We start from the raw sequence: 25224 nt of genomic DNA on the forward strand, positions 1-25224 counted from the left end.
AAATGAAGATCATCCTGACGCAGGAGGTGTCCGGTCTCGGTGCCCCGGGCGACATCATCGAGGTCAAGGACGGCTACGGCCGTAACTACCTGCTCCCGCAGGGCTTCGCGATCGCCTGGACCAAGGGTGCGGAGAAGCAGGTCACGGTGATCAAGCGGGCCCGCTCGGCCCGCGAGATCCGCGACCTCGGCCACGCCAACGAGGTCAAGACGCAGCTCGAAGGCCTCAAGGTCAGCCTGAAGGCCCGCGCCGGCGACGGCGGACGGCTCTTCGGCTCGGTCACCCCGGCCGAGATCGTCGACGCCGTCAAGGCAGCCGGCGGCCCGACCCTCGACCGGCGTCGGCTGGAGCTGTCCAGCACCATCAAGTCGCTCGGCTCGTACCCGGTGCGGATCAAGCTGCACCCGGAGGTCACGGCCAAGTTCGACCTGAACGTGGTGCAGAGCAAGTAACCACGGCACCACCCGCGAGAGGCCCGCACCGACCGGTGCGGGCCTCTCGGCGTCGTCCGGGCAGTCCACAACCACCGATGCCGGCCGGATCAGCCGATCGGCTCGCCGGTGACCGCGCTGATCAGCACCGTGGAGAGACCCCCACCCACCACCGACGACGCCATCGCCAGCGTCGCCGTCCGCCACGTGGTCCCGATCCGTCGCAGCACCATCGCCACCAGCAGGCTCGTCACCAGTGCCAGCCCGAACCGGGGCCCCCCGGAAACGAACGAGTCGATCGCATGGGCCCGTGGCGAGTCACAACCGCCACCGGTGAAGTCCGTGACACACCCCGCCGGGACCTGACCGCTCAACGTGAGCAGCCAGACGAAGACCGCCAGCGCCGGCAGCACGTAGCAGGCGACCGTGTAGAGCAGGGACCGTATTCCGCCACTCGGATCCGGATCGAGCAGATCCTCCTCGATCCGGCGGGCCGGCGGCACCGTCACAGCCCCACCCGGACGACCCGACCGGGCAGCAGGACGACGTGACGGCCCAGGCACAGGCCCGGGCGACGGCAACAGGGCCGCACCACCCGACGGCACGGGAGCCGGACGCCGTCGCGTCACCGGGCCCGGAAGCTCCCACTGCCCGGTGTCGGTGAACTCCGCCCACCGGTCGCCGCCGTTCGACCACCCACGCCCCGAAGGCGTCGGCCGGTCCCAGACGTGCACCCCCGAGGTGTCCCACCCATCGGCACCCGACGACGGTGCAGGCCCCCCGTCCTGCTGTTGGTGCCACACCCCACGTTCCCGGACCGGCGGCTCCGGACCAACCCCCCGGAGCGGAACACCGTCCGGCGCGGGCCGGCCCCGCCGGGTCGGCCAGGGTACCTCCGGACGTCCCACCGGCCCGACCGGATCCTCCACCCCGGACGGCTCCGCCCACGACCGGTGCGACGGAGGAGGGCGGTGCCAGCTCGATGGCAGACCCGTCCGACCCGGAACACGGCCGTCATCCGCCCGGCGGCTCCCGACGTAACCTGGCGAGCCGGACGGCTCGGCGGGCCGCCCACGGGTGAACTCCGACCAGCCGGCACCGGAGGCCGGCGCCCCGGTCCCCGCCGGGCCCTGCCAAGGCGTCGTTCCGGTCCCCGCCGGGCCCCGCCAGCTCGTCGTTCCGGTTTCCGCCGGCTCCCGCCAGCCCGTCGTTCCGGCACGCCATGCCGCGTCGCCCTGCCAACCGAGGTCGACCCGGGGCGGGGCGTGATCGGGGGCCAGCGCATCGTGCCGGTGCCGGCCGCCACCCGATTCCGGAACGACCCCCTCCCGTGCCCACCGGGGCACGTGATCGCCGACCGGCTCCGGCTGGCCACGCTCGGCGCCCAGGGGCCGGCTGCTCGTCGGGTGACCGGCGGAGGAGGGTGGATACGGCTCGGCCGGATCACCCCACGGGGACCACGGCGCACGCTCACGCGAGCGGACCTCGTGCCCCCAGTCCCGGTTACTCACGGCCGGAGCGTGACCCTTCTCAACCGAAAGTGCAATCCGCTCCCCAGGCGGAGCCGATGCCCGAGATAGTACGGTACGACGCCGGGCCCGATCGGCCGGGAAAAAGTTCATCCACAGGCTGTGCGCATAGTTTCCGCAGCTCAAGGGCCTAGTGATCTGTGTTACTCGCAAGTTATCCACAGTTTGTGCACAAGCTGCACACACCCAGGGACCCCCTGTCCACAGGTTGTCCCGAGGCTTGTCCACCGGGTTGCTTGAGCCCTCCACCTCGGGTTCCGTATGGTTGGCCCCCGACCGGCCCCACGATGGCCCCCGATCGCCGGACCGGTCGGCGGCGAGCCGCCACGCCGGTGGCCGGCCGGACGCGATCCGACGCAGCGGAGGGGGAGCCGGTGTCGGTCACCGACGACATGCGCACAGAGTCACGGTCCAACGGGCAGCCACCCGCTCCAGCCCAGCGGGACGGTCAGTTCGACAAGACCCCGCCCCAGGACGTCGCCGCCGAGCAGTGCGTACTCGGCGGGATGCTGCTGTCCAAGGACGCCATCGCCGACGTCGTCGAGATCCTCAAGACACACGACTTCTACCGGCCCATCCACGCCACCATCTTCGACACGATCCTGGAGATCTACGGCCGCGGCGAGCCGGCCGACTCGATCACCGTCGCGGCGGCGCTGGCCGACTCCGGCGACCTGGTCCGGATCGGCGGCGCACCCTACCTGCACACCCTCATCGCGAGCGTGCCCACCGCGGCGAACGCCGCCTACTACGCCCGGATCGTCGCCGAGCGGGCCGTGCTCCGCCGGCTGGTCGAGGCCGGCACCAGGATCGTCCAGCTCGGCTACGGCACCGCCGCCGGCGGCAGCCGCGACGTGGACGACGTCGTCGACCTCGCCCAACAGGCCATCTACGACGTCACCGAGAAGCGGGTCAGCGAGGACTTCGCCGTCCTCGCCGACATGCTCCAGCCCACCCTGGACGAGATCGAGGCGGTAGGGGCGCAGGGCGGCGTGATGACCGGCGTGCCGACCGGCTTCAGCGACCTGGACCGGCTTCTCAACGGCCTGCACCCCGGTCAGTTGATCATCGTGGCTGGCCGGCCGGGTCTGGGTAAGGCGCTGGCGCTCGACACCCCGTTGCCGACGCCCGACGGCTGGACCACGATGGGTGAGGTCGCGGTCGGAGACCAACTGCTCGCGGCCGACGGCAAACCCACCACGATCACCGCCGCCTTCGAGGTCATGTACGACCGCCCGTGCTACGAGGTGGAGTTCTCCGACGGAAGCGTGATCGTCGCCGACGCGGAACACCTGTGGAAGACCACGACCCGGGCCAGCCGCCGCCAAGGGGCGGTGACTTCGAACCGGTACTGGCCCGAGGCGGCCCTGACGAATCTGCGCCAGGCGTACGAGCAGGTGGGCAGGGACGCAGAGCGCCTGGTCACCATCTCCCAGGTACTGGCCGACGTGGGCCCGGAACTCAGAAACGTCGTGCACACCGTGGCACGGCAGGTCGGAAGCCGGGGCCGGATGGCCCGACCGGTGAACCGGGCGGGCAAGGTCCGGAACTGGAGCGCCCCGGCCTACCCCGCCGGTCCGCTGCTGGCCGGGCTGCTCGAACGGGCCGAGCGCCCGGTCAACGCCGGCTCCCGGATCCGACACGACGGCGTCGTGACCACTGCTGAGATCGCTGCCACCCTGCGTACCAGGACGGCGGACCGGCGACTCAACCACGCGGTCGAGAACTGTGGTCCGCTGCAACTGCCGGAACGGGATCTGTTGATCCCGCCCTACACCCTCGGTGTCTGGCTCGGCGACGGACATACCGGAGCCAGTCGCTTCACGACCGCCGACCCCGAGGTGCTACGGCACGTCGAGCGGGACGGGTTCGTCGTCCGGCCCAGCGGGCGGATGGTCTACTCGATTCACCTGCCTTTTCCCGAGGCTGCCGCCGACCGCACCTGCCACCACTGCCATCGCTCCACCCGCGCCCTGCGAGAGAATCCCGCGACCCGCCGATGTGCCGGGTGCCGCCGTCGGTACGGCTCCTTCCTGGCGCTTCTCCGCACGCTCGGAGTGGCCACCGAGAAGCGCATTCCCGTGGAGTACCTCCGGGCGTCGGAGGCACAGCGTCGAGCGTTGCTGGCCGGTCTGATGGACACCGACGGCACGGTGGCCCCCGCCGGCAACCTTCAGTACACCTCGACCTCGAAGCGGCTGGCTGGAGACGTCTACGAGCTGGTGGTCAGCCTCGGCTACCGATGCACGGTGAACGAGAAGACGGTCCGTGGCCGCACCGAGGCGTCCTCGACGGCGTACACGCTGAACTTCTCCACCCCTGACCTGGTCTTCCGGCTGGAGCGGAAGCGTCTGGCCCAGATGGCACGCAGAGCCGCCACCTCTGACGTCCGCAGCTCGTCCCGGTTCGTCGTCGACGTACGACCGGTGCCGAGCGTTCCGGTTCGATGCGTCACGGTGGACAACCCCGAGCATCTCTACCTGGCTGGTCGGGCGATGATTCCGACCCACAACAGCACGGCAAGCATGGACTTTGCCCGAAATGCCGCGATTCGCGCGAATCAGGCGGCAGCCATCTTTTCGCTGGAAATGAGCAAGGTCGAGATCGTCATGCGACTGCTCTCGGCCGAGGCGCGGGTGCCGCTGCACGTGCTGCGCAGCGGGCAGCTCTCGGACGACGACTGGACCAAGCTGGCCCGTTGCATGGGCGAGATCAGCGAGGCCCCGCTCTTCGTCGACGACACCCCGAGCATGAACCTGATGGAGATCAGGTCGAAGGCGCGCCGGCTCAAGCAGCGGCACGACCTGAAGATGATCGTGGTGGACTATCTCCAGCTCATGACGTCGCCGAAGCGCACGGAGAGCCGGCAGCAGGAGGTCGCGGACCTGTCCCGAGGACTCAAGCTCCTCGCCAAGGAGGTCGAGTGCCCGGTCATCGCGGTGAGCCAGCTGAACCGTGGTCCCGAGCAGCGCACCGACAAGCGGCCACAACTATCTGATTTGCGTGAGTCTGGCTGCCTGACGGCAGAGACCCGGGTGGTGCGAGCGGACAACAACTCCGAGGTCACGCTCGGAGAACTGCTTGCGGCCGGGGCCCGGGACATCCCGGTGTGGGCCCTGGACGAGAAGCTACGCTACACCCCGCGGACGATGACGCATGTGTTCCCAAGTGGAAACCGTGAAATCTTCCGGATGACTCTCGCCTCCGGCAAACAGATCGACGCGACTGCAAACCATCCGTTCCTTACCTTCGCCGGTTGGGTACCACTGGGTGAGTTGACGAACGGTGCGCGTGTTGCTGCCCCTCGGCACATACCGCCGCCATTAGCCACCCGCCCCTGGCCGGAAGCCGAGATCGTGATGCTGGCGCATCTTCTCGGTGACGGGTCGTTCGTGCGTCGTCAGCCCATCCGGTACGCCAGTTGCGACGAATTGAATCTTCAGGCGGTCGCCGAGGCTGCTAAACACTTCGGAATCTCGGCTGTCCGCGACGACTACGCAGCCGCTCGGGTTGCAACGTTGCGGTTGCCGGCGCCGTACCGGCTGGCCAGGGGACGGCGTAATCCAGTTGCCGAGTGGCTTGACGCCTTGGGTCTGTTCGGCCTGCGGTCGCACGAGAAATTCATTCCGCAACCGGTGTTCGGACTGCCCAAGGAACAGATCACCACCTTTCTCCGTCATCTTTGGGCGACCGACGGGTCGGTCTGTGTCAACAAATCAGGCCGCGGTGGCCGGGTGTACTTCAGTTCGACCAGCCGGCGGATGCTGGAGGACATCTCACGGCTGCTGCTCCGTTATGGCATCAGCGGCCGACTCAAGACGGTTCCGGTAGCCCGTCACCGACCTCAGTACACGCTCGACATCTCTGGTCGGGACGATCAGCTCCGGTTCCTGCGGGAGATCGGGGTGCACGGGGCGCGGTCGGCGAACTGTGCAGATCTGACCGCCTCCTTGGAATCCATGGAGAGCAACACCAATGTCGACACCGTGCCGACGGAGGTGTGGACGCGAGTTCGGGAGCTACTGGTCGAGCGCGGAATGACCCATCGTCAGTTCGCGTCGGCAATCGGGACCCAATTCTGCGGCAGCGCGCTCTGGAAGCGTTCGCCCAGCCGATCGCGACTGGCGAAGATTGCTGCGGTCCTGGACGCGGCCGACCTCGACCTGCACGCTACCAATGACATCTTCTGGGATGAGATCGTATCGATCGAATCGATCGGTCACCAGGACGTCTACGATGCCACGGTGATGGGTACCCACAACTTCATCGCCAACGGAATCGCCACGCATAACTCGATCGAGCAGGATGCGGACGTTGTCATCCTTCTGCATCGGGACGACTACTACGACAAGGAGTCGCCCCGGGCCGGGGAGGCGGATTTCATTGTTGCCAAGCATCGGAATGGACCAACCGACACCGTTACCGTGGCCGCGCAACTGCACCTGTCGCGGTTCGTCGACATGGCGATCGTCTGACCGTCGTTCCCGTTCTGCGATTCCGCCTCAGCCGACGCCGAGTTGGCGTGTCGCCGCCTCCACCGTCTGGGCCAGCAGGACCGCGATGGTCATCGGTCCGACCCCGCCCGGAACCGGGGTGATCAGGCTGGCCCGCTCACGGGCGGACGCGAAGTCGACGTCACCGACGTTGCCCGGGTGGTAGCCGGCGTCGACCACCACCGCGCCCGGCTTGATGTCCGCACCGGTGATCAGGCGCGGTCGGCCGACGGCCGCGACCAGGACGTCGGCCTCGCGGGTGATCGCGGAGAGGTCGGCCGTACGGGAGTGGCAGTAGGTGACCGTGGCGTTTCGCCCGAGCAGGAGCAGCCCGGCCGGTCGACCCAGGATGGGGCTTCGACCCACCACCACGGCGTGCTTGCCGGCCAGGTCGACCCGGTACTCGTCGAGCAGCCGCAGGATGCCGCCGGGCGTGCAGGAGACGAAGCCGGGCAGCCCGAACCCCATCGCGGCGAAGGAGCGCATGGTGACGCCGTCGACGTCCTTCTCCGGGGCGATGGCCTCGAAGGCGGTGCGTTCGTCGATGTGCTCCCCGACCGGGTGCTGGAGCAGGATGCCGTGCACCTCGGGGTCGCGGGACAGGGCGGCGATCGTCCCGACGAGTTCGTCCGTGGTGGTCGAGGCGGGCAGGGCGACGTGGCGGGAGCGGATTCCGGCCTGTGCGCAGCGGTTGCGTTTCATCCGGACGTAGGTGGCGGAGGCCGGGTCGTCGCCGACCAGCACGGTCGCCAGGCACGGGGCGGTGCCGGTGCGCCGCCGCAGCTCGGTGGCGCTGGCGGAACTGGTGTCGACGATGCGCCGGGCGAGGTCACGGCCGTCCATCAGCCGGGCCGGGGGCGTCTGGGCCATGGGGCACTCCTGAGCCTTGTGGAAGGGGCGCCCAGGCGTACGGCATCGACGGTCGTCGGGCCGCTCCCCGGTGGTGCTCCACCTCAACGCCAGTAACGGCCCGGTCCACAGTGTAGTCGTCGGCACCGGGCCGGCGCGGGAGCGCGGCTTCCGTTCAGCCCAGTAGGGGGAACCAGCCGGCGACCTCGCCCAGTTCGCTCCGGTCGGCGTGGGTGAGCGGGAGCCGGCCGGTCACCTTCAGTAGGTGCTCCTCGTCGGTCCAGCCGGCGGGCCGGACCGCGTCGTCGCTGAGCAGGCCGTCCATCGTCGTCACCGCCACGGTACGGGCCAGCGGTCCCGGTCCTGGCGCGTCGGGCAGGTCGACGGTGAGGTCGAGGTGGTGCACCGCCGCCTCGGTGGTCAGGGTGGCGAGCAGGTCGGCGACCCGGAGTACGTGTCCCTGGGTGCCCACCAACTGGTCCGGGTCGGCGGCGGTCGCCGCGCGGACGGCGGCCGGGGCGGTCTCGGTCCAGAGCCGGACGACTCCGGTGGGACGGTCGAAGGCGACGGCGGACCGGCGGGCCCACCAGGCGTGGCGGGCGGAGTCGGCGTCGCCGGCCGGGAAGGAGCGCCAGTAGGTGACGTCGTCGACGTCGGCTGGGCCGTGGGTGGGGCTGGCCAGGGCGACCAGCGCGCGTTGGGCGTCGGCGAGCAGGTGGTGGAGCAGGTCGGCGACGAGCCAGCCCCGGCAGCGGGTGGGTCGTTGCAGGTCGTGGTCGTCGAGGTCGCCGACGATGGCGGTGATGCCCGTGTACGCCTCGGCGAGCGCTTCGTGCTGCCGGAACTCGGTCATGGTGCCGAGCGTCGCACGGCTGGTGGGGTTCCGCCGGGTGACGGGCGACCGGACCGGTGGGAGCCGGTCCGGTCGCGACGGTTCGTGTCGGCTCACCGGGCACCGGGTGGGTGGGCCCACGGAGCACCGGGTGGGTCGGTCCGGGGACCGTCGGGCGGCTCAGCCGCCGGCCGGGCCGGCGGCTGAGCGCCGCGTGGATCAGCCGAAGAAGTCGCCGAGGAAGCCGTGCTGCTTCTTACGGCGGTAGTGCCCGTGGTAGCCGTGGTGCTGGTGGCCGTGGCTGCCGTAGGCGGGTGCGGGCGCGGCCGGGTAGCCCGGCGGCGGGGGCGGGGGTGGGGGCACGGTGCCGTAGCCGGGCTGGTGCGGTGCGGCGCCGGGCGGCGGGGGCGGCGGGGGTGCGTAGCCGCCCGGCTGGCCGGGGGCGTGCCCCGGGGCGTGGCCGGGTGCCGGCGGCGCGGCCGGGTTCTGCTTGTTCCAGTTGGCCTCCGCCTCGAACAGCTTTTCGAGTTCGCCGCGGTCGAGGAAGATTCCCCGACACTCGCCGCACTGGTCGACGACGACTCCGCTGCGCTCGTACTGGCGCATTTCTCCTCGGCACTTGGGACAGGTGAGCTGCATCTCTCGACCGTACCCGGTCAACCTGAGGATGCTCCGGTGAGCGCTCCGGTGACTTCCTGGTCCGAGACCTCGTGGAAGTCGTCGTAGTAGCGGCTGACCGCGCCGAAGTCGGGGGGTGTCTGCACGCAGACCACCTGGTCGGCTTCGGCGGCGAGCATGTCGTACGCCTCCTGGGAGCCGACCGGGACGGCGACCACGACGCGGCGGGCACCGAGGTGGCGGGCCACCTGGACGGCGGCGCGGGCGGTGGCGCCGGTGGCGAGGCCGTCGTCGACGACGACGGCGGTCCGGCCGGTCAGGTCCAGTGGTGGACGGTCGGCTCGGTAGAGCTGCTCCCGGCGGTCCAGTTCGGCCTGTTCGCGGCGGACGACCTGGGCGATCTCGTCGGGGTCGATCCGGCTGGCGACCGCGTCGTTGAGGACCCGTACGTCGGCGGGGCCGAGTGCGCCGAAGGCCACCTCGGGTGCCCAGGGCATGCCGAGTTTGCGGACCACCAGGACGTCCAGGGGTGCGCCGAGCCGGTCGGCGACCACCTGGGCGACCGGGACGCCGCCCCGGACGAGTCCGAGTACGACGACGTCCGGCTGGCCGGTGAGTCCGCCGAGTTGGTCGACGATCGCCTCTCCCGCTTCGGCGCGGTTGCGGTAGGTGGTCATGTCTCAGGTCTACGCCCTGTCGGCCGCTCCCGCAGCGGAGTCGGCGGAAGAGGAGCCGTCGGGTGCGGCGAGTCGGAGGGCGGGTGCCCAGACCAGGAGGGCGAGCGGGTAGAGCAGGTATCCGAAGCGGGTGGCCGGCATCAGGGCGATCGCGGCGAGTAGGCCGTACCCGCAGATCAGGGCGCTGGTGGCGGCGGTGCGGGGCGGACGGCGCAGCAGGTGCACGGCGATCGCGATTCCGGCGGCGAGCAGCAGGCCGGTGGCGACGGCCCGGCCGCCGGGGAGGCCGGTGGCGATCAGGTGGCCGGGGAACGGGGACGCGGCGGGGCTGGTGACGAGACCTTGGCCGAGGGGGAAGCGGAGCACGTTCTCGACCAGGGCGTCGCGGTCGACCAGGAGGGCGGGCAGGAGGGCGGCGACGGGCAGGCCGAACGCGCCGACGGCGTAGCGTCCTGCGGCCCGGCGGGTGACGGCCCAGAAGAGCAGGACGAGGGCGATCGGCCAGGCGAACAGCTTGAGTGCCCCGGCGAGGCCGACGGCGATGCCGGCGCGGCCGGGGCGTCCGGTGGCGGCGTGGGCGAGGGCGAGCAGGCAGAGCGCGAGGACGGGCAGGTCGTCGCCGCCGGTGGCGAGGGTGAGGGCGCAGACCGGTAGGACGGTGGCGGCCTGGACGGCGCGGAGCAGCGCGGCGTCGGTGCGGGTGCGGTTGCCTGCGGCACCGTCGCGACCGGTGCCGTTGCGCAGCGCGCGGACGGCGAGGGCGAGGGCGAGCGCGGTGGCCAGGGCGAACCAGACGCGTGCGTCGGTCCACCAGGTGTCGAGGGCGGCCCGGGGCAGGCCGAAGAGGGCCATGCCGGGTTGGTACGGGGTGTAGCCGAGCAGTTGTTCTCCCGGCGGCAGGGCGGCGATGGCGTCGTGGCCGAGGTAGGGGGTGCCGTCGTGGATCAGGCGTGCGCCGGAGTGTTCGACGACGACGACCTCCTCCTGTGCCCGGTCGGTGCGCCCGGCCGACCGTTGCGCGGACTGCCACGCGAGTGGGAGGAGGGCGGTGGTCGTCCAGGTCAGGGCGGTGATCGCGGTGCGGGCGGCGGTGCCGGCCAGCGGGCTGTCGGGGCGGCGTCGGCGGGCGAGGAGCTGGCCGGTCGCGAGCAGGGCGGCGACGAGGTAGCCGATGCCGGCGACGGCACCCCAGGCCCGGTGGGGCGGGAGGGTGGAGGTGACGGCGGTGATCCCGGCGAAGGCGGCCGAGAAGGCGTAGAGGCCGAGGTCGAGGGGGAGTCCGCCGGCCGCGCCGTCGATCGTCTGCCAGATCCGGTGGGCGCGTGGGACGGGCGGGCGCTGCCCGGAGGGTGCGGAGCTGCTGCGGGGCGCGGGCCGACTGGTCACGCGGGAGAGTGTGGCAGACGGTCCGGCCGGTTCCGTCCGTTCGGTCGGCGGCCGGGGGCGAGGCGGATCACCGCGCCGGCGTCGTGCAGGGGTGGGGCGAGGGTGCCGGGTCGGCCGCCGGCGCCCCGGTGCAGGGCGGCGAGGAAGCGGTTGGCGGGCATCGGGCGGGCGAAGAGGTGGCCCTGGCCGGCGAGGCAGCCGAGTTCCCAGAGGGCGCGGCGTTGCGGTTCGCTCTCCACGCCCTCGGCGACGACGGTGAGGTCGAGGCTGCGTCCGAGGTCGAGGGTGGAGCGGATGACGGCGGTCGCCTCGGCGGAGCTCTCCATGTCGGTGACGAAGGTTCGGTCGATCTTGATTTCGTGTACCGGGATCCGGGAGAGCAGGGAGAGCGAGGAGTAGCCGGTGCCGAAGTCGTCGAGGGCGAGGCGGACGCCCTCGTCGCGGAGCCGGCCGAGGACCCGGTCGACGACGTCGAGTTGGCTGAGCGTGAGGTTCTCGGTCAGCTCCAGCATCAGCCGGTCGGGGGGGAGTTCGTGGGCGCGCAGCCGGGCGAGGACGGAGCCGGGGAAGCGGGCGTCGAGGAGGCTGCGTGGGGAGACGTTGACCGCGACCGGGATGTCGAATCCGGCCTCCCGCCAGCTCACCAGGGCGAGGAGGGCCTGGTCGAGGACGGTCTCGGCGAAGGCGGGGAGGAGGCCGGAGCGTTCCACGGCTTCCAGGAAGCGGGCCGGGTCGACGGTGCCGTTGGTGGGGTGGTGCCAGCGGGCGAGTGCCTCGGCGCCGACCACCTCGCCGGTGGCGAGGTCGACGATCGGTTGGAAGTTGACCGCGAACTCGTGGTCGGCGACGGCCCGGGGCAGGTCGCCGCCGAGGGACAGTCGGCCGAGGTCGGCGGTGTCCCGGGCGGGGGTGTAGCTGGCGATTCGTTGGCCGTTGCGTTTTGCCTGGTACATGGCGACGTCGGCGCGACGGAGCAGTTCGGCCATGCCGCCGGTGCCCGGGGCGGTGGCGATGCCGCCGCTGGCCTCGACGCTGATGCGTATGCCGTCCAGGTCGAAGGGTTCGTGCAGGGCGCTGAGCAGGGCCTCGGTGCGGTGGGCGGCCATCGCCGGGGCGGGCAGTCCGCGCAGGAGGACGGCGAACTCGTCGCCGCCGAGGCGGGCCACCAGGTCGTCGTCCCGGGTCGCCTCGCGTAGCCGGGCGGCCACCTGCACCAGGATCCGGTCTCCGGCGGCGTGGCCGAGGGTGTCGTTGATCTCCTTGAAGTGGTTGAGGTCGATCAACGCGAGGGCGGTGACGCCGTCGGCGTGGCGGCCGTTGAGCTGGGCGCTGCCCTGGTCGAGCAGGTGTCGGCGGTTGGCCAGGCCGGTGAGGGCGTCGTGGGTGGCGGCGTAGGCGTGGTCGGCGGCGGCGCGGGCCAGTTCGGCGTACGCCTGGGCGTTGCGGACCGCCGTGCACAGGGCCGAGGCGAAGGTCCGCAGGGTGTACTGCTCGCGTTCGTTGAGGCGTACCGGGCCGCGGAAGCGTAGGCGCAGTACGCCGACGTCGCTGGTGCGGTCGTGTCCTTCGAGCGGGATGGGGATGACCGAACCGTCCACGCTGGTGGGCTCGCCGACCGGGCCGTCGTAGGTGATGGTCTGGCTGTTGCCGCGGACGCTGCGGGGGCCGTCGCGCAGTTCGACCTCCACCTCGTCGGCGGAGAAGAGTTCGGCGGCCTGGGTGACCGCGGTGGTGAGCACCCGGTCGAGGTCCACCGAGTTGAGTGCGTCGGTGGTGCGGGCGAGTCGCTGCCAGGCCTGCTGTTCGGTGCGGGTCTGGATGCGGTGCGAGTAGGCCAGGTGCAGGCTGATCACGAGTGGTGGCACGGCCAGCAGCAGCCTGGTGTCGGCCTGGAGGATGGCCAGGGTGCAGAGGGCGACCGCGAAGCGCACCGCGAAGCCGGTGAGGCGCAGGTCGAGGTTGCTGCGGAACTGCCGGGAGACGCGGGTACGGGAGGCGAGCGCGATGACCGGGATGGCCAGCAGGTCGTCCACGAGGGCGGCGGCGAGGTAGGCGACGGCCACCGGTACGACGAGGTCGACGAGTCCGGGTGGGGGCCAGGACCAGCCCAGCGTGGCGAGGACGAGGCCGGCGGTGCCGGCGACCAGAACGTTCTTGCCGATGCCGAAGGCCATCTTGATGGCGGGCAGCTTGCGCGAGCCGAGGGCGACGCCGAGGCCGGTGCAGAAAATCACCCAGGGCGTGGGGGCGATCGCTATACCGATGATGATTGCCGTTTCGTTCCAGCTGATCGAATGCGTGGTCGACCGGATACGAATTCGTGCCTTCGTCGACGCGCTGACGAAGATCATTAGGGTGAGCATCACCAGCATCGCGACGTCACTGGCGGTGGTCGGGAGTCTGGTGAGCACGGCGGCGCAGACGGCTGCCACCTCGACGCCCAGGGCCACCACGACGACGAGACCGACAAGCAGTCGGAGCTGCCGATCGGTCTCATTCATGTGTCGCCTGAGAACAGCCACAGTTCGTCCCCGGGGTTCGCTGGCCTCTGCAGCGTACCGCAGGGAATCTTCGCTTCCCGGGTCTAATTCACTCCCACTCGCTGCCACGCATGGCCCGACCCTTTCTGCCTTTCCGGCCCCGTCAGGGTGCCGGTGCCTGCCTGCTCTACCTGCAGCTTAGGCAAGGATATGGCAGCTTAGGTACGATAAATGTCGCTATATGCAACATTAGTTAAGAGTCCGACCTTTTGTTACTTTCTGTCCATCCGCCCTGAGCGGAGCGAGGCGATCTGCTTTCGCTCCGCATTCAAACTGTCGCTTGACGCTGTGGAATGCGCACCGGCGGGTCGGCGGGTCGGTGACGCCGTCCGGCGGATCGGTCGGTGACCGGACGGTCACCGAGGGCTGGAGAAGGCGGCCGCCCCGAATCGCCGATGAGGGTCATTGTGGGTCACCTCTGATCCTCCGGAATTGCCCGGGAAGCGGAGAGTAATCGGGGCGCGGTCGTCGTGGAGTGGTCGGGTTCGCGGCGACACCGGCGCGGAGACACCTTTGCTGTGCATCTTCGGATAGATCCCCGGCATTTGGAAACCCCGCCGGGAGTGACCTCTTCCACCACCACCGGCGGCCCGGGGAGTCCGCGACCGCTCCGGGCGTCGCGACGGGGTTAGGCTCACGGGCGTGACCGAACCCGCGCAGCTGACGCATCTCGACCCGGCGGGCGCGGCCCGCATGGTCGACGTCTCCGCCAAGCCGGTCTCCGGCCGCCGGGCCGTGGCCGCCGGCCGGCTGCGGACCACGACCGAGGTGATCGGATTGCTCCGGCGGGACGGTCTGCCCAAGGGCGACGCGCTCGCCGTGGGTCGCCTCGCCGGCATCATGGGCGCGAAGCGCACGCCGGAGCTGATCCCGCTCTGCCATCCGATCGCCCTGCACGGGGTGACCGTGGACTTCGAGCTGACCGAGGACACGGTGGAGATCACCGCGACCGCGCGGACGGCGGACCGGACCGGGGTGGAGATGGAGGCGCTCACCGCGGTCGCCACCGCCGGCCTCGCCCTGGTCGACATGGTCAAGGCCGTCGACCCGTCGGCCTCCGTCGACGCGGTACGCGTCCTCCGCAAGGAGGGCGGCAAGACCGGCGACTGGCGGCGGCCGGAGGACCGGCCGTGATCCGGGCCCGGGTGATCGTGGCGTCCAACCGTGCCGCCGCCGGGGTGTACGCCGACACCAGCGGCCCGATCCTCGTCGCCGGCCTCCGGGAACTCGGCTGCGTGGTCGACGACCCGGTGGTGGTGCCCGACGGCGATCCGGTCGGCAGGGCCCTGCGCGCCGCCGTCGCCGACGGCATGGACGTGGTCCTGACCAGCGGCGGAACCGGTGTCACCCCCACCGACCGGACCCCGGACGTCACCCGCGCGGTCCTCGACCACGAGATCCCCGGCATCGCCGAGGCGATCCGCGCGCACAGCCGGGCCACCGTGCCCACCTCGGTGCTCTCCCGGGGGCTCGCCGGGGTGGCCGGACGGACGCTGGTGGTGAACCTCCCCGGCTCCACCGGCGGAGCCCGGGACGGGCTGGCCGTGCTCGGCCCGATCCTCGCCCACACCGTCGACCAGCTGCGCGGCGGCGACCACTGACGGTCGCACCGCGTTCGACCAGCTGCGCGGCGACCCACCGACGGTCGCACCGCGTCACGGCCCGGGTGGACCGGCCGGCCGGCGGAGGCACGCCGGGCACCCCGTGCCCCGATAGGGTGGTCCGCGTGAGCGTGCGCAGTGAGCTGACCGGGAGCGACACCGTCGGGGATCCGGGTGGCGCGCCCCCGCCGGCCGGCTGGGAGGAGGCCCGCGCCCGGGTCTACGCGGTCGGCCTGGCCGCCGCGCTCCCCGTCGTCACCCGGCCACTCGCCGAGGCCGACGGGCACACCCTCGCCGAACCGCTGACGCCCCGTACCGACCTGCCCGCCTTCCCCACCTCCAGCGTGGACGGATGGGCGGTGCGCGGCCCCGGACCGTGGCGCGTCGTCGGCCGGGTGCTCGCCGGCAGCACCCCGGAGCCCCTGACCGGGGACGGCACGACCGTCGAGATCGCCACCGGTGCGATGGTGCCCGAGGGCACCTCCGCCATCCTGCGGATCGAGGAGTCCACGCGCACCGCCGACGGTCGGGTGCGCGGCACGCCCCGGCCCGCCCCCGAGTGGCGACCGACGGGCGAGGAGGCGCGGGCCGGCGAGGAACTCCTGCCCACCGGCACCCCGGTCGACCCGGGGGTGATCGGGCTGGCCGCCTCCTGCGGCCACGACTCGCTGCCGGTCCGCCGGCCACCCCGGGCCGCGCTGCTCGTCTTCGGGGACGAACTGCTCACCGCCGGTCCGCCGGCCGCCGGCCGGGTCCGCGACGCGCTCGGCCCGGCGGTGCCGGCCTGGCTGCGGCGGTACGGCTGCCAGGTGCGTCCCACCGACGTCGTCGGCCCGGTCGCCGACACGCTCCCGGCCCACGTGGCCGCCCTGCGCGCCGCCCTGACCGGGGCGGACCTGGTCTGCACCACGGGCGGGACGATGCACGGGCCGGTCGACCACCTGCACCCCGCGCTCCAGGCCCTCGGTGCCGACTACGTCGTCAACACCGTGGCGGTCCGGCCCGGCTTCCCGATGCTGCTGGCCCGGCTGGTCGGCGACGACGGACGGGCCCGCTTCGTCGCCGGGCTGCCCGGCAACCCGCAGTCGGCGATCGTCGCGCTGGTCTCACTGGTCGCTCCGCTGCTCGCCGGACTCCAGGGCCGGTCGATGCCGGCGCTGCCGTACGCCACCCTGGCCGAGCCGGTCCGGGGCCGGGGCTCCTACACCCACCTGGCCCTGGTCCGGCTGGACGCCGCGTCCGGCACCGCCCACCCGGTCCGTCACGTCGGCTCCGCCATGCTGCGCGGACTGGCCGGTGCCGACGGGTTCGCGGTGATCCGACCGGACACCACCGGGGAGGCCGGGGCACGGGTACCGGTCGTGCCGTTGCCGCTGCTGCCCGGGGAGCGTGCGTCGTGACCGTCCACCCGACCACCGACCACACGGTGGTGATCGCCGAGGTCACCACCGCGCCGCTGGACGTCGCCGCCCACGAGGCGGCGGTCGGCGACCGCCGGGCCGGTGCGGTCGTCACCTTCCAGGGGGTGGTCCGCGACCACGACCACGGCCGGTCGGTGCACACGCTGGAGTACGAGGGGCACCCCAGCGCCGCCGAGGTGCTCCGTGCGGTGGCCGCCGAGGTGGCCGCCGACCCGGACGTGTACGCGCTCGCCGTGTCGCACCGGATCGGTCCGCTGGAGATCGGCGACGCGGCCCTGGTGGCGACGGTCAGCACGGCCCACCGGGCGGCGGCCTTCGCTGCCTGCGCCCGTCTGGTCGACGAGGTGAAGGCGCGGCTGCCGATCTGGAAACGGCAGGTCTTCGCCGACGGCACCGAGGAGTGGGTCAACTGCCCCTGACCGGACGACCGGTGCCGGCCGACGGCTGACGGCTGACGCAGGCGCGGGCGACGGTCAGCGGCGGGCGACCAGGTCGGGTCGGCCCAGCCGGTCGGCGTAGAAGGCCGGCTCGGCGCCGGGCCGCCACGGCAGGGCCGCCACCAGCACGATCAGCGCCAGCGCCAGCGAGTTCTCCATCAGCGCGCCGAACAGGCCGTCGGCGTAGTGCGACACCTCGGGAAGCTGGTGCTCGTACGGCCAGATCGGCGAGACCAGGAAGAGCAGGTAGAGCAGGACGGCGGCAGCCGCGTGCCGGAACCCGGTCATGGTCGGGTACCAGATCGGCGGGCGGAGGCCGTTGACCCCGGGTGGGCCGCCGTACGACGCCGCTCCGGAGCGCTGCATCGGCCCCCGGCTCGCCTCACGCCGCCGTAGCGCGGCGTCGGCGAGCACCACGATCGCCGGGATCACCCAGACCAGGTGGTGCGTCCAGGAGATCGGACTGATCACGTTGGTGGTGAGCCCGACCAGGGTGAACGCGGTCAGCTCGTCGCCGTCGGCGCGGGCGTTGGCCGCCCGGGAGAGACCGAGCGCGAGCATCAGCACCGCGAACGCCAACCAGAGCAGTCCGGGCGTCTCGATCGAGTCGTAGAGCCGGGCCAACAACCCGGCGAGGGACTGGTTGGGGGTCATGTCGGCCGCGCCGACCCGCTCGGTCTGCCAGAGCACCCGGGTGAAGTACGCCCGGGACTCCGTGCCGGCCAACGTGAACATGCCCAGCGTGACACCGATCGCGGTGCCGACCGCGGTCGCCGCCGCCCGCCACTGCCGGGTGATCAGCAGGTACACGATGAACAGCGCCGGGGTGAGCTTGATCGAGGTGGCCAGCCCGATCCCCGCGCCGGCCCAGACGCCGCTGAACACGAACCGGCGCAGCGGGCCGTCGTCCCGGCGGTACCGGGTGCCCCGCCGGGACCGCCACCGCAGGCCGATCAGGTCGGCCATGACCAGCGCGAAGAGCAGCAGGTTGACCTGGCCGTAGCCGAGCGTCTCGCGGACCGGCTCGATGGCGACCGCGAGCGGCACCGCGACCGCGACCGTGAACCACAACGGCTGTCCGATCCGGTCGACGACCGGCCGGAGCAGCCCGGCCAGGACGACCGCCAGCGCGGCGGTGCTCCCGAGCGCGTTGAGCCAGCCGGCGACCCCGACCGGCAGGTGTGCCATGGGCAGCATGACCAGCCCGCCGAAGGGCGGGTAGGTGAAACCCAGGGTGGTGTCGGGGGCGATGAAGTCGTACAGCTCGTTGCCGCTGGCCCACCAGACCATCGCGCCGTGGTAGATCTTCATGTCGAAGAAGTTGTACGGCCGGCCGAACTCGCCGATGGCGATCCAGGCGGCGTAGACCGCGGCAGCCACGATCCCCAGCCGGACGGCCGTACGGCGGTCGAACCCGCGGGCTGCACGGCGCACGGGGGCGAGTCGGTCCGCCCGTCTCCCGACGGTCGCCGGCATGGTGTGGCCACCCCCGTACCAACTTCGTCCTGTCCGTCCAGGTCCCGCACGGAGCCTAGAACGGTGCCTCACGTTGATGCCTCCCGCGTTATGCGACCGTGTCCGATCCCACACCAGTTTTTGACATTTCCACCGCGTTAACGCCTCGCGGGGGGTTCAGGTGATTAGCGGCCTTAGCGGGGGTGCGGCCCTTGGACGGGGGAGTGCCCGGCCAGGTCAGCCGGGCTGTCGACGGGGCGTGTGTCGGGGTGGGGCGACCGGTCAGCCGGGGAGCCGCCGGGCTGCCGCCGCGGTCCGTACCGCCAGCCGGGTCTCCCGGCGCGCGGTCCGGACCGCGCGCTGTACCGAGCGTCGGGAATGGCCGATCCGGTGCCCGGCACGCCAGCGCAGACTCGGCCGGCCCTGGGTGTCCGCCGCGGCGAGCAGCAGGCCGCCGAGCAACCCGAGGTTCTTCAGGAAGTGCACCTGGTGGTTCTTGCGCGTGGCCGGGTCCTCGTCGGTCCAGAAGGGATGACCGGCGAGCGTGGTCGGCACCAGCGAGCCGGCCAGCAGCAGCGCGGCGGGCCGGGTGAAGTGCCCGGTGGCGAGCATCAGACCGCCGGCCACCTGCGCCGCGCCGTTGGCCCGGACCAGCGTCTCGGCGTCGCTGGGCAGGGCCCCGCCAGCCTGTTCGAGCAGGGGGGTGACCCGGTCGGTGACCGGCTTGGCCTGCGCGGTGAACTGCGCCGGGTTGCGCAGCTGCTGGACCCCGCTGGCCAGGAAGATGCCGCTCAGCAGAGCACGGGCGAGGGAGCGTACGGGTTTCATGGCTCAGTCATACCCCGTGGCGGCCAGGATCATGGCTGCAACCGTCGATCTGCCCGCGAGTTCCGTCCCTGGTGTGTCGGGCCCCGCCGTCGCGGTCCGGGGCGGCCGGCGAGTCCGTCCCGGGTGGACCTGGCGGGACGGTAACGTGCCCGGGGTGACCACGCTGCGGCTGCGACCCGAGGGACCTGCCGACGCCGACCCGCTCCGCCGGGTGCTCGCGCAGGCCTTCGCCCGCCCTGACGTGCCGGTCCCGCCCGAGGTGGGGCTGGTCGACGAGCTGCGCGGCAGCGACGCCTGGATCCCGGAACTGGCCATGGTCGCCGAGTACGGCGGCGAGGTGGTCGGCTACGCCCTGCTGACCCGGGTCCGCGTCGACCCCGGCCCCTTCCCGGCCCTGGCGCTCGGACCGGTGGCGGTCGCGCCGCACCGGCAGCGGATCGGCCTCGGTGCCTCCGTGGTGCAGGCCGCCCTGGAGGCGGCCACGGAACTCGGCGAGCGGCTGGTCGTGGTGCTCGGTGACCCGGCGTACTACCGGCGGTTCGGGTTCGACCGGGCGGACCGGATGGGACTCTCCAGCCCCTGGTCCGGCCTGGGCGAGCCGTGGCAGGCACTGGTGCTGCCGCCGACCTTCGGCGGTGAGGTCGGGGTGCCCCGGGGCGAGGTGGTCTTCCCGCCCCCCTGGTCCCGCGTCTGAGTCGCGGCAGCATGCGGAGTCGGCGAGCCCGCAGGTGCGGCAGCGGGTCCGGGCGAGGCGTCGCCCGGACCGGATCGCCGACGACGCCCCGCTGGCCGGTCAGCCCGGCTGGGTCCGCAGGTAACGGCCGAAGTGCGGGACGGTGAACGCCACCGTGCCGCGCTCCCCGGAGTAGATCAACCCCTTCTTGATCAGCGCGTCCCGGGCCGGGGAGAGACTCGCCGGCTTCCGCTCCAGCGCCCGGGCGATCTCGGCGGTCGGCACCGCCGCGTCCATGTCGTCCCGGCTCTCCCCGGGGTCGCCGTCGACCCGGGACAGGGTCGCCATCGCCCGCATGTACTCCCGCTCGGCCGGGGTGGCCCGCTCGAACCGGGACCCGAAGAAGCCCACCGCCAGCTCCGCCTCGGCCTCGGGCGCGGCCACCCGGACGTCGGCGGCGGTGATCGGCGAGCGGGGCGCGTGGTCCCAGGTGGCCTTCCCGTACGCCTGCACGAAGTACGGGTAGCCGCCGGAGGACTCGTAGAGCAGGTCCAGCGCCTTCGGCTCGTACTCGACCTCCTCCCGGGCGGCCGGTGCGCAGAGGGCCTGGTCGGCAGCGATCCGGTCGAGCCGGTCGATGCGCTGGTAGCGGTAGAGCCGCTCGGAGTAGGACTTGGCCGCGCTGAGCACCGCCGGCAGGTGCGGCAGCCCGGCACCGACCACGATCAGCGGCGCGCCGAGTTGGGACAACTCGTGGCAGGCGGCGCAGAGCGCGCTGACGTCCTCCGGGCCGACGTCCTGCATCTCGTCGATGAAGACCGCGATGCCGGTGCCGACGTCGGCGGCCACGCTCGCCGCGTCGGTGAGCAGCTCCACCAGGTCGATCTCGATGTCCCCGGAGTCGGCCCGACCGCTGCTGGCCGGCACGTCGATCCCCGGCTGCCAGCGGTCCCGCAGCCGTGGCGCGCCGGCCCGCCCACCCACCGTGGACGCACCACGCTGGGCGAACGCCTTGAGCACGCCGAGGAAGGCGTCGATCCGTTCGGGAGCGCGGTGCCGGGGCGCGAGTTCCCGGACCGCCATGTGCAGGGCCGCCGCCACCGGCCGGCGCAGTGACTGGTCCGGCCGTGCCTCGATCTTGCCGGTGCCCCAGAGCCGGCCGATGGCCTGGGACCGCAACGTGTTGAGCAGCACCGTCTTGCCCACCCCGCGCAGGCCGGTGAGCATCAGGCTGCGCTCCGGGCGGCCCCGGGCGATCCGCTCCAGCACGATGTCGAAGACGTCCAGCTCCCGCCCCCGGCCGGCCAGCTCGGGGGGACGCTGCCCGGCGCCCGGGGCGTACGGGTTGCGGACCGGATCCACGTCTCGCACCGTATCGGGCCGTCTAGCGCCGCAGCTAGACATACGTAGAGGACGGCATCGGCGTGTCTCGCCGGACGAGAAGGATCGAGCGGAGTCTAGGGGATTCTGGCGTCCAGGCTAGACAGCCCTAGATTCGGTTAGCGGCTCCGGCCCGGTGCGGGTCAGCGCAGTCTCAGGCAGAGCACGAAGTCGAGGGTGTCCAACTCGCTGTTGTAGAAGTACCAGTCGGTGTACCCGTCGACGTCGGCGCACTTCGCCTCGGCGTCCCTCTCACCGCTGGTCGCCTCGTCGAACCGTCGCAGCACCTCGTAGGTCTTCGGCGCGCACCCGGTGACCAGCAACTTCGGCCGGCCGCCGGCCGGGGCGTCGTTGCGGACGCACTGCCCCTCCTTCGCGAAGCGCGGGTCCGCCGACGACTCGGGCGCCAGGGCGTTCGGTGAGGCGTCGACCCCGCCCGGCTGACCGGACGGGGTGGCCGAGGGCGGCGCGGTGACCGGCGGTTCGGTCTCGTCGACAAGCGCGACGTGGAACAGGGCCGCACCGCCGCCGAGCAGCAGCAGCGCCAGCACGGCGACCACCGCGACCGTGCGGCCCCGCCCGCCGGGCCTGGGCCGTTCCGCCGGCTCCGGGGGAAACCGCTCCGGCCGGTAGCCGTGCCACGGGTACTCGTCCGGCGGTTCGTGCCACGGCTCCGGGCGGTTCGCACCCGGTGGTCCGTAGTTCGCCATGCTCGCCTCCTGGGCACGAGTGGTCGGCGGCCGGACACCACGGGGACGCCCGCCCTGGTCACCGTAGCGTGACCGACCCGCTCCGCTCATGCCCCACGCATGCCGTCACCTGCGGTGGGGTGCCGCCCCGCAGGGCACCGCGACCGGGAGGTGGCCGGTCACATCAGACGGAGCTGACGGTTCTTCGGCCGGGCCGGCTCCTCGCCGCCGAGGCGCTCGAAGAGGCCCGGATCGATCACGTCGAGGAAGGGCGACGGGCGGCAGTCCCGTTCCGACCCGTGCCGGGTCCGCCGTGCCGCGTGGCTGACGTAGAGCCGGTCCTGGGCACGGGTCAGCCCGACGAAGAACAGCCGCCGTTCCTCGGCGATGTCGTCCTCGTCCGGCGTCGAGCCGGGCCAGCGCAGCGGCAGCAGTCCGTCCTCGCAGCCGACCAGGAAGACCACCGGGAACTCCAGGCCCTTCGCGGCGTGCAGGGTGAGCAGGGTGACCGCCTCGGCGCGCGGGTCCAGCGCGTCGACCTCCGCTCCGGTGGCGAGCTGCGAGAGGAACAGCGGCAGGTCGTCGCCGCAGCGTCGGGCCAGCGGGGTGAGCAGGTCCACCGCCGTGCGGACGTCCTCGGGGCGGACCGAGCCGGTGGAGTCCAGGGTGGGCGTGGCGAACCGGTCGGCGAGAACCTGCCCGACCAGGCGGACCCGGGCCGGCAGACCACCGTCGAGCCCGTCGGCGTGCCGCAGCTCGCGGGCGATGGCCGACACGCCGGGGCGGTCCCGCAGCCGGTCGTGCGAGCGCTTCTGCACCGGGATGTTCGCCCGGGTCAGGGCGTCCAGGATCGGGGCCGCCTGGGCGTCGGTGCGGTACAGCACGGCGATGTCGGAGAACGAGACGTTCGACCCCCGCCCGTCGATGCGTCCGGAGTCCAGCGACCGGTGGGAGAGGCCGCCGACCAGATCGTCGATGGTGCGCACCACGAAGTCGGCCTCGTCGGCGACCGAGGCCGCCGGGTAGCGGCCGACCAGCGGCGCCTCCGGGTCGAGTCGGGCCGGGTCCAGCCGGCGGCCCCGGACCAGCGAGGACGGCGCGATGGCCTGCACCGCGGCGGCCAGGATCGGTGCCGACGAGCGGTAGTTGCGGTTCAGCCGGACCAGCCGGGCGTCGGTGAAGTCCTGCGAGAACCGGAGGAAGTAGCCGACGTCCGCACCCCGGAACGAGTAGATCGCCTGGTCCGGGTCACCGATCGCGCAGAGGTTGCCGTCCGCCGGGCTGAGCAGCCGCAGCAGGTCGTACTGGACGGCGTCGACGTCCTGGTACTCGTCGACGAAGATCCACCGCCACCGCTCCCGGTACCGCTGCACCAGCTTCCGGTCGCCGCGCAGCAGCTCGACCGGGAGGGTGAGCAGCTCGTCCAGGTCGACGAGGTGCTGTTTGCGCAGCAGGTCGGTGTAGGCGGACTCGTCCTCACCAGCCTCGGCACGGGCCGCCGTCCGGTCCGTGTCGTCGGCGATCCGGAAGTCCGGCGGCAGCCCGGCCGCCTCGGCGTTCTCCCGCAGGATGGCCAGCCCGAGCGAGTGGAAGGTGCCGACGGTGACGTCCTCGGCGACCGGTCCGAGCAGCCCGTCGAGGCGGTGCCGCAGCTCCTCGGCGGCCCGCCGGGTGAAGGTGATCGCCAGGCAGGTCTCCGGGAAGACGTTCAGCTCGGCACAGAGATAGGCGATCCGGTGGGTCAGCGTCCGGGTCTTCCCGGTGCCCGGACCGGCGACGATCAGCAGCGGCCCACCGGGCGCGGAGGCGGCCACCCGCTGCATCGCGTCCAGCCGGTCCAGCAGGCCGGTGCCGACCTCCTCCATCCCGGCGAGCATCGGCTCGAACGGCTCGTGCGGCGAGGGTACGGGCGCGATCGGCGGCGCGGGCGGCGGAGTCTCGCGGGCCGGCCGCCGTTTCGGTTCGGCCGCCACCGGGGCCTTGACTTTCGCCGGCTCCTTCTTCGGCGCCCGCTGCCTGGGCACGGGTACGTCGAACAGCGTCTCCTGCCCGGCCGAACCGCCGCCCGAACCCAGCTCGGCGGGGTCGAAGAGGGTGATCACGCCGTACTCGCCGTCGAAGCCCGGCACCCGGCGCACCTCGCCCCGCCGGAGTCGGCTGATCCCCTCGGCGAGCAGTTCCCCGCCGACCCGCTGGAGCTCGTCGAGCGGGGTGGTGGTCAGGATCTCCAACTCCGGGCCGAGCGCGGCGACCAGGTCGTTGAGTTTTCCCTCGACCTTCTTCGACCGGGGACCGACCTTGTTGATCTCGCCCAGGATCTCGGCGAGCGGCACCAGGTGGGTGACGTCGCGGGCCCGCTCCGGGCGGTGCCCGTCCGGCCGGTTCGCCAGCTCCTCGACCCGGCTGAGCACGCCCACGGTGAGCGGCTTGCCGCACTCCGGGCAGCGCCCGGCGGCCGCCCGGGTCTGCTCGGGCGACCAGTTCACCCCGCAGACCCGGTGCCCGTCGGCGTGGTACTTCCCCTCCTCCGGGAAGAACTCGATCGTCCCGGCCAGCCCGTCGCCGGTCCGCAGCGCGTCGCGGATGGCGAAGTAGTCCCGTCCGGTGGCGAAGACCGTCGCCTCGCGGGCCAGCGCGGGCGGCGAGTGCGCGTCCGAGTTGGACACCAGCCGGTACGCGTCGAGGCTCGCCACCCGCCAGTTCATCGCCGGGTCGGAGGAGAGCCCGGTCTCCACCGCGAAGATGTGGTCGGCCAGGTCGGCGTAGCAGTCGGCGATCGCGTCGAACCCGGACTTCGAGCCGAGCGCCGAGAACCACGGCGTCCAGATGTGCGCCGGGACGAGGTAGCCGTCCGGGCTCGCCTCCAGGGTGATCTCCAGGAGGTCGCGCGAGTCCAGCCCGAGGATGGGACGGCCGTCCGAGCCGATGTTGCCGATCCGCCCGAGCGTGGTGTTGAACCGCTCGACCGCGTCCAGGTCGGGCAGGTAGATCAAATGGTGCACCTTGCGCGTCCGGTCGCCCCGCTTGTAGATCGTGGAGATCTCCACGCTGAGCATGAACCGGACCGGGTCCGCCTCGGCCGCGTCGGCCAGCCGGGGCGGGAGCCGACGGGCGATGTCCCGCTCGGCCTCCGGGCCGAGCCGGTACAGGCCGGGCTCGGCCGGGTGCAGGGTCTCCCGCAGGTGGTCGTACCAGGCGGGGTGGGTGAAGTCGCCGGTGCCGAGCACGCCGATGCCCTTACGCCGGGCCCACCAGCCCAGGTTCGGCAACGTCAGGTCGCGGCTGCACGCCCGCGAGTACTTCGAGTGGATGTGCAGGTCCGCGACGAACGGCGAGGGGCCACCGGAGGGTACGGCGCTGAACGGAGACACGCCGCATCCTGTCA

General features: G+C 72.3%; 19 protein-coding genes and 1 riboswitch. Of the genes, 7 read left to right on the plus strand and 12 right to left on the minus strand.

Annotated features, from left to right (window positions below; all coding sequences use genetic code 11):
• The first annotated feature begins 2 nt into the window (after positions 1–2).
• Positions 3–452, plus strand: a complete 450-nt coding sequence (gene rplI, locus QSK20_RS27455; RefSeq protein ID WP_285791508.1) for a 50S ribosomal protein L9 — start codon at positions 3–5, stop codon at positions 450–452.
• Between the two features lie 89 nt (positions 453–541).
• Here rplI and QSK20_RS27460 read toward each other — a convergent pair whose 3' ends face one another.
• Positions 542–940: a hypothetical protein gene (locus QSK20_RS27460; RefSeq protein WP_285791509.1), complete on the minus strand. Its 399-nt coding sequence runs from the start codon at positions 938–940 to the stop codon at positions 542–544.
• A 1526-nt stretch (positions 941–2466) separates the two neighbouring features.
• Between QSK20_RS27460 and QSK20_RS27465 the strand changes: the two genes are divergently transcribed.
• Positions 2467–6435 (plus strand): replicative DNA helicase, encoded by a 3969-nt coding sequence (locus QSK20_RS27465; RefSeq protein WP_502889048.1) that lies wholly within the window; start codon positions 2467–2469, stop codon positions 6433–6435.
• 27 nt (positions 6436–6462) lie between these two features.
• Here QSK20_RS27465 and QSK20_RS27470 read toward each other — a convergent pair whose 3' ends face one another.
• The 6 genes from QSK20_RS27470 to QSK20_RS27495 all read right to left on the minus strand — a co-directional run bounded on the left by QSK20_RS27470 (position 6463) and on the right by QSK20_RS27495 (position 13316).
• A complete protein-coding gene (locus QSK20_RS27470) occupies positions 6463–7323 on the minus strand; it encodes a bifunctional 5,10-methylenetetrahydrofolate dehydrogenase/5,10-methenyltetrahydrofolate cyclohydrolase (protein ID WP_285791511.1) in 861 nt (286 codons plus the stop codon).
• Between the two features lie 22 nt (positions 7324–7345).
• A riboswitch (ZMP/ZTP riboswitch) is annotated at positions 7346–7430 on the minus strand.
• A gap of 47 nt (positions 7431–7477) precedes the next feature.
• Positions 7478–8155: a maleylpyruvate isomerase N-terminal domain-containing protein gene (locus tag QSK20_RS27475; protein WP_285791512.1), complete on the minus strand. Its 678-nt coding sequence runs from the start codon at positions 8153–8155 to the stop codon at positions 7478–7480.
• 198 nt (positions 8156–8353) lie between these two features.
• Positions 8354–8773: a TFIIB-type zinc ribbon-containing protein gene (locus QSK20_RS27480; protein WP_285791513.1), complete on the minus strand. Its 420-nt coding sequence runs from the start codon at positions 8771–8773 to the stop codon at positions 8354–8356.
• A 17-nt stretch (positions 8774–8790) separates the two neighbouring features.
• Positions 8791–9429, minus strand: coding sequence for a phosphoribosyltransferase (locus QSK20_RS27485; protein WP_285791514.1), 639 nt, complete (start codon positions 9427–9429; stop codon positions 8791–8793).
• Between the two features lie 9 nt (positions 9430–9438).
• Entirely contained in the window at positions 9439–10815 is a 1377-nt protein-coding gene (locus tag QSK20_RS27490) for a glycosyltransferase 87 family protein (protein ID WP_502889043.1), read from the minus strand.
• A complete protein-coding gene (locus QSK20_RS27495; RefSeq protein WP_285791515.1) occupies positions 10812–13316 on the minus strand; it encodes a putative bifunctional diguanylate cyclase/phosphodiesterase in 2505 nt (834 codons plus the stop codon). The genes QSK20_RS27490 and QSK20_RS27495 overlap by 4 nt, the downstream gene beginning before the upstream one ends.
• A gap of 681 nt (positions 13317–13997) precedes the next feature.
• Between QSK20_RS27495 and moaC the strand changes: the two genes are divergently transcribed.
• The 4 genes from moaC to QSK20_RS27515 all read left to right on the plus strand — a co-directional run bounded on the left by moaC (position 13998) and on the right by QSK20_RS27515 (position 16796).
• The gene (gene moaC / locus QSK20_RS27500) at positions 13998–14489 is read left to right on the plus strand and encodes a cyclic pyranopterin monophosphate synthase MoaC (protein WP_285791516.1); all 492 of its coding nucleotides are present in this window, start codon (positions 13998–14000) and stop codon (positions 14487–14489) included.
• Complete coding sequence (locus tag QSK20_RS27505; protein WP_285791517.1) at positions 14486–14956, plus strand: MogA/MoaB family molybdenum cofactor biosynthesis protein; 471 nt, start codon at positions 14486–14488, stop codon at positions 14954–14956. The genes moaC and QSK20_RS27505 overlap by 4 nt, the downstream gene beginning before the upstream one ends.
• A 143-nt stretch (positions 14957–15099) precedes the next feature.
• Entirely contained in the window at positions 15100–16356 is a 1257-nt protein-coding gene (locus tag QSK20_RS27510) for a molybdopterin molybdotransferase MoeA (RefSeq protein WP_285791582.1), read from the plus strand.
• Positions 16353–16796: a molybdenum cofactor biosynthesis protein MoaE gene (locus QSK20_RS27515; RefSeq protein WP_285791518.1), complete on the plus strand. Its 444-nt coding sequence runs from the start codon at positions 16353–16355 to the stop codon at positions 16794–16796. Before QSK20_RS27510 ends, QSK20_RS27515 begins: the two co-directional genes overlap by 4 nt.
• 54 nt (positions 16797–16850) lie before the next feature.
• Here the strand turns inward: QSK20_RS27515 and QSK20_RS27520 are convergent, their stop codons facing one another.
• Complete coding sequence (locus QSK20_RS27520; RefSeq protein WP_285791519.1) at positions 16851–18290, minus strand: glycosyltransferase 87 family protein; 1440 nt, start codon at positions 18288–18290, stop codon at positions 16851–16853.
• A gap of 261 nt (positions 18291–18551) precedes the next feature.
• A complete protein-coding gene (locus QSK20_RS27525) occupies positions 18552–19097 on the minus strand; it encodes a DoxX family protein (RefSeq protein ID WP_285791520.1) in 546 nt (181 codons plus the stop codon).
• Positions 19098–19242: 145 nt separating this feature from the next.
• On the opposite strand from QSK20_RS27525, the gene QSK20_RS27530 reads away from it, so the two are divergent.
• On the plus strand, positions 19243–19791 hold the full coding sequence (locus QSK20_RS27530) for a GNAT family N-acetyltransferase (RefSeq protein WP_285791521.1): 549 nt from the start codon (positions 19243–19245) through the stop codon (positions 19789–19791).
• Positions 19792–19890: 99 nt separating this feature from the next.
• Here QSK20_RS27530 and QSK20_RS27535 read toward each other — a convergent pair whose 3' ends face one another.
• The 3 genes from QSK20_RS27535 to QSK20_RS27545 form a co-directional block, all read right to left on the minus strand.
• Positions 19891–21132, minus strand: a complete 1242-nt coding sequence (locus QSK20_RS27535; protein WP_285791522.1) for an ATP-binding protein — start codon at positions 21130–21132, stop codon at positions 19891–19893.
• 161 nt (positions 21133–21293) lie between these two features.
• Positions 21294–21860, minus strand: coding sequence for an LppU/SCO3897 family protein (locus QSK20_RS27540; RefSeq protein WP_285791523.1), 567 nt, complete (start codon positions 21858–21860; stop codon positions 21294–21296).
• A gap of 158 nt (positions 21861–22018) precedes the next feature.
• On the minus strand, positions 22019–25210 hold the full coding sequence (locus QSK20_RS27545) for a UvrD-helicase domain-containing protein (protein WP_285791524.1): 3192 nt from the start codon (positions 25208–25210) through the stop codon (positions 22019–22021).
• Between the last annotated feature and the right edge of the window lie 14 nt (positions 25211–25224).

The sequence above is a fragment of the Micromonospora sp. NBRC 101691 genome (assembly GCF_030269285.1).
Lineage (GTDB): Bacteria > Actinomycetota > Actinomycetes > Mycobacteriales > Micromonosporaceae > Micromonospora > Micromonospora echinospora.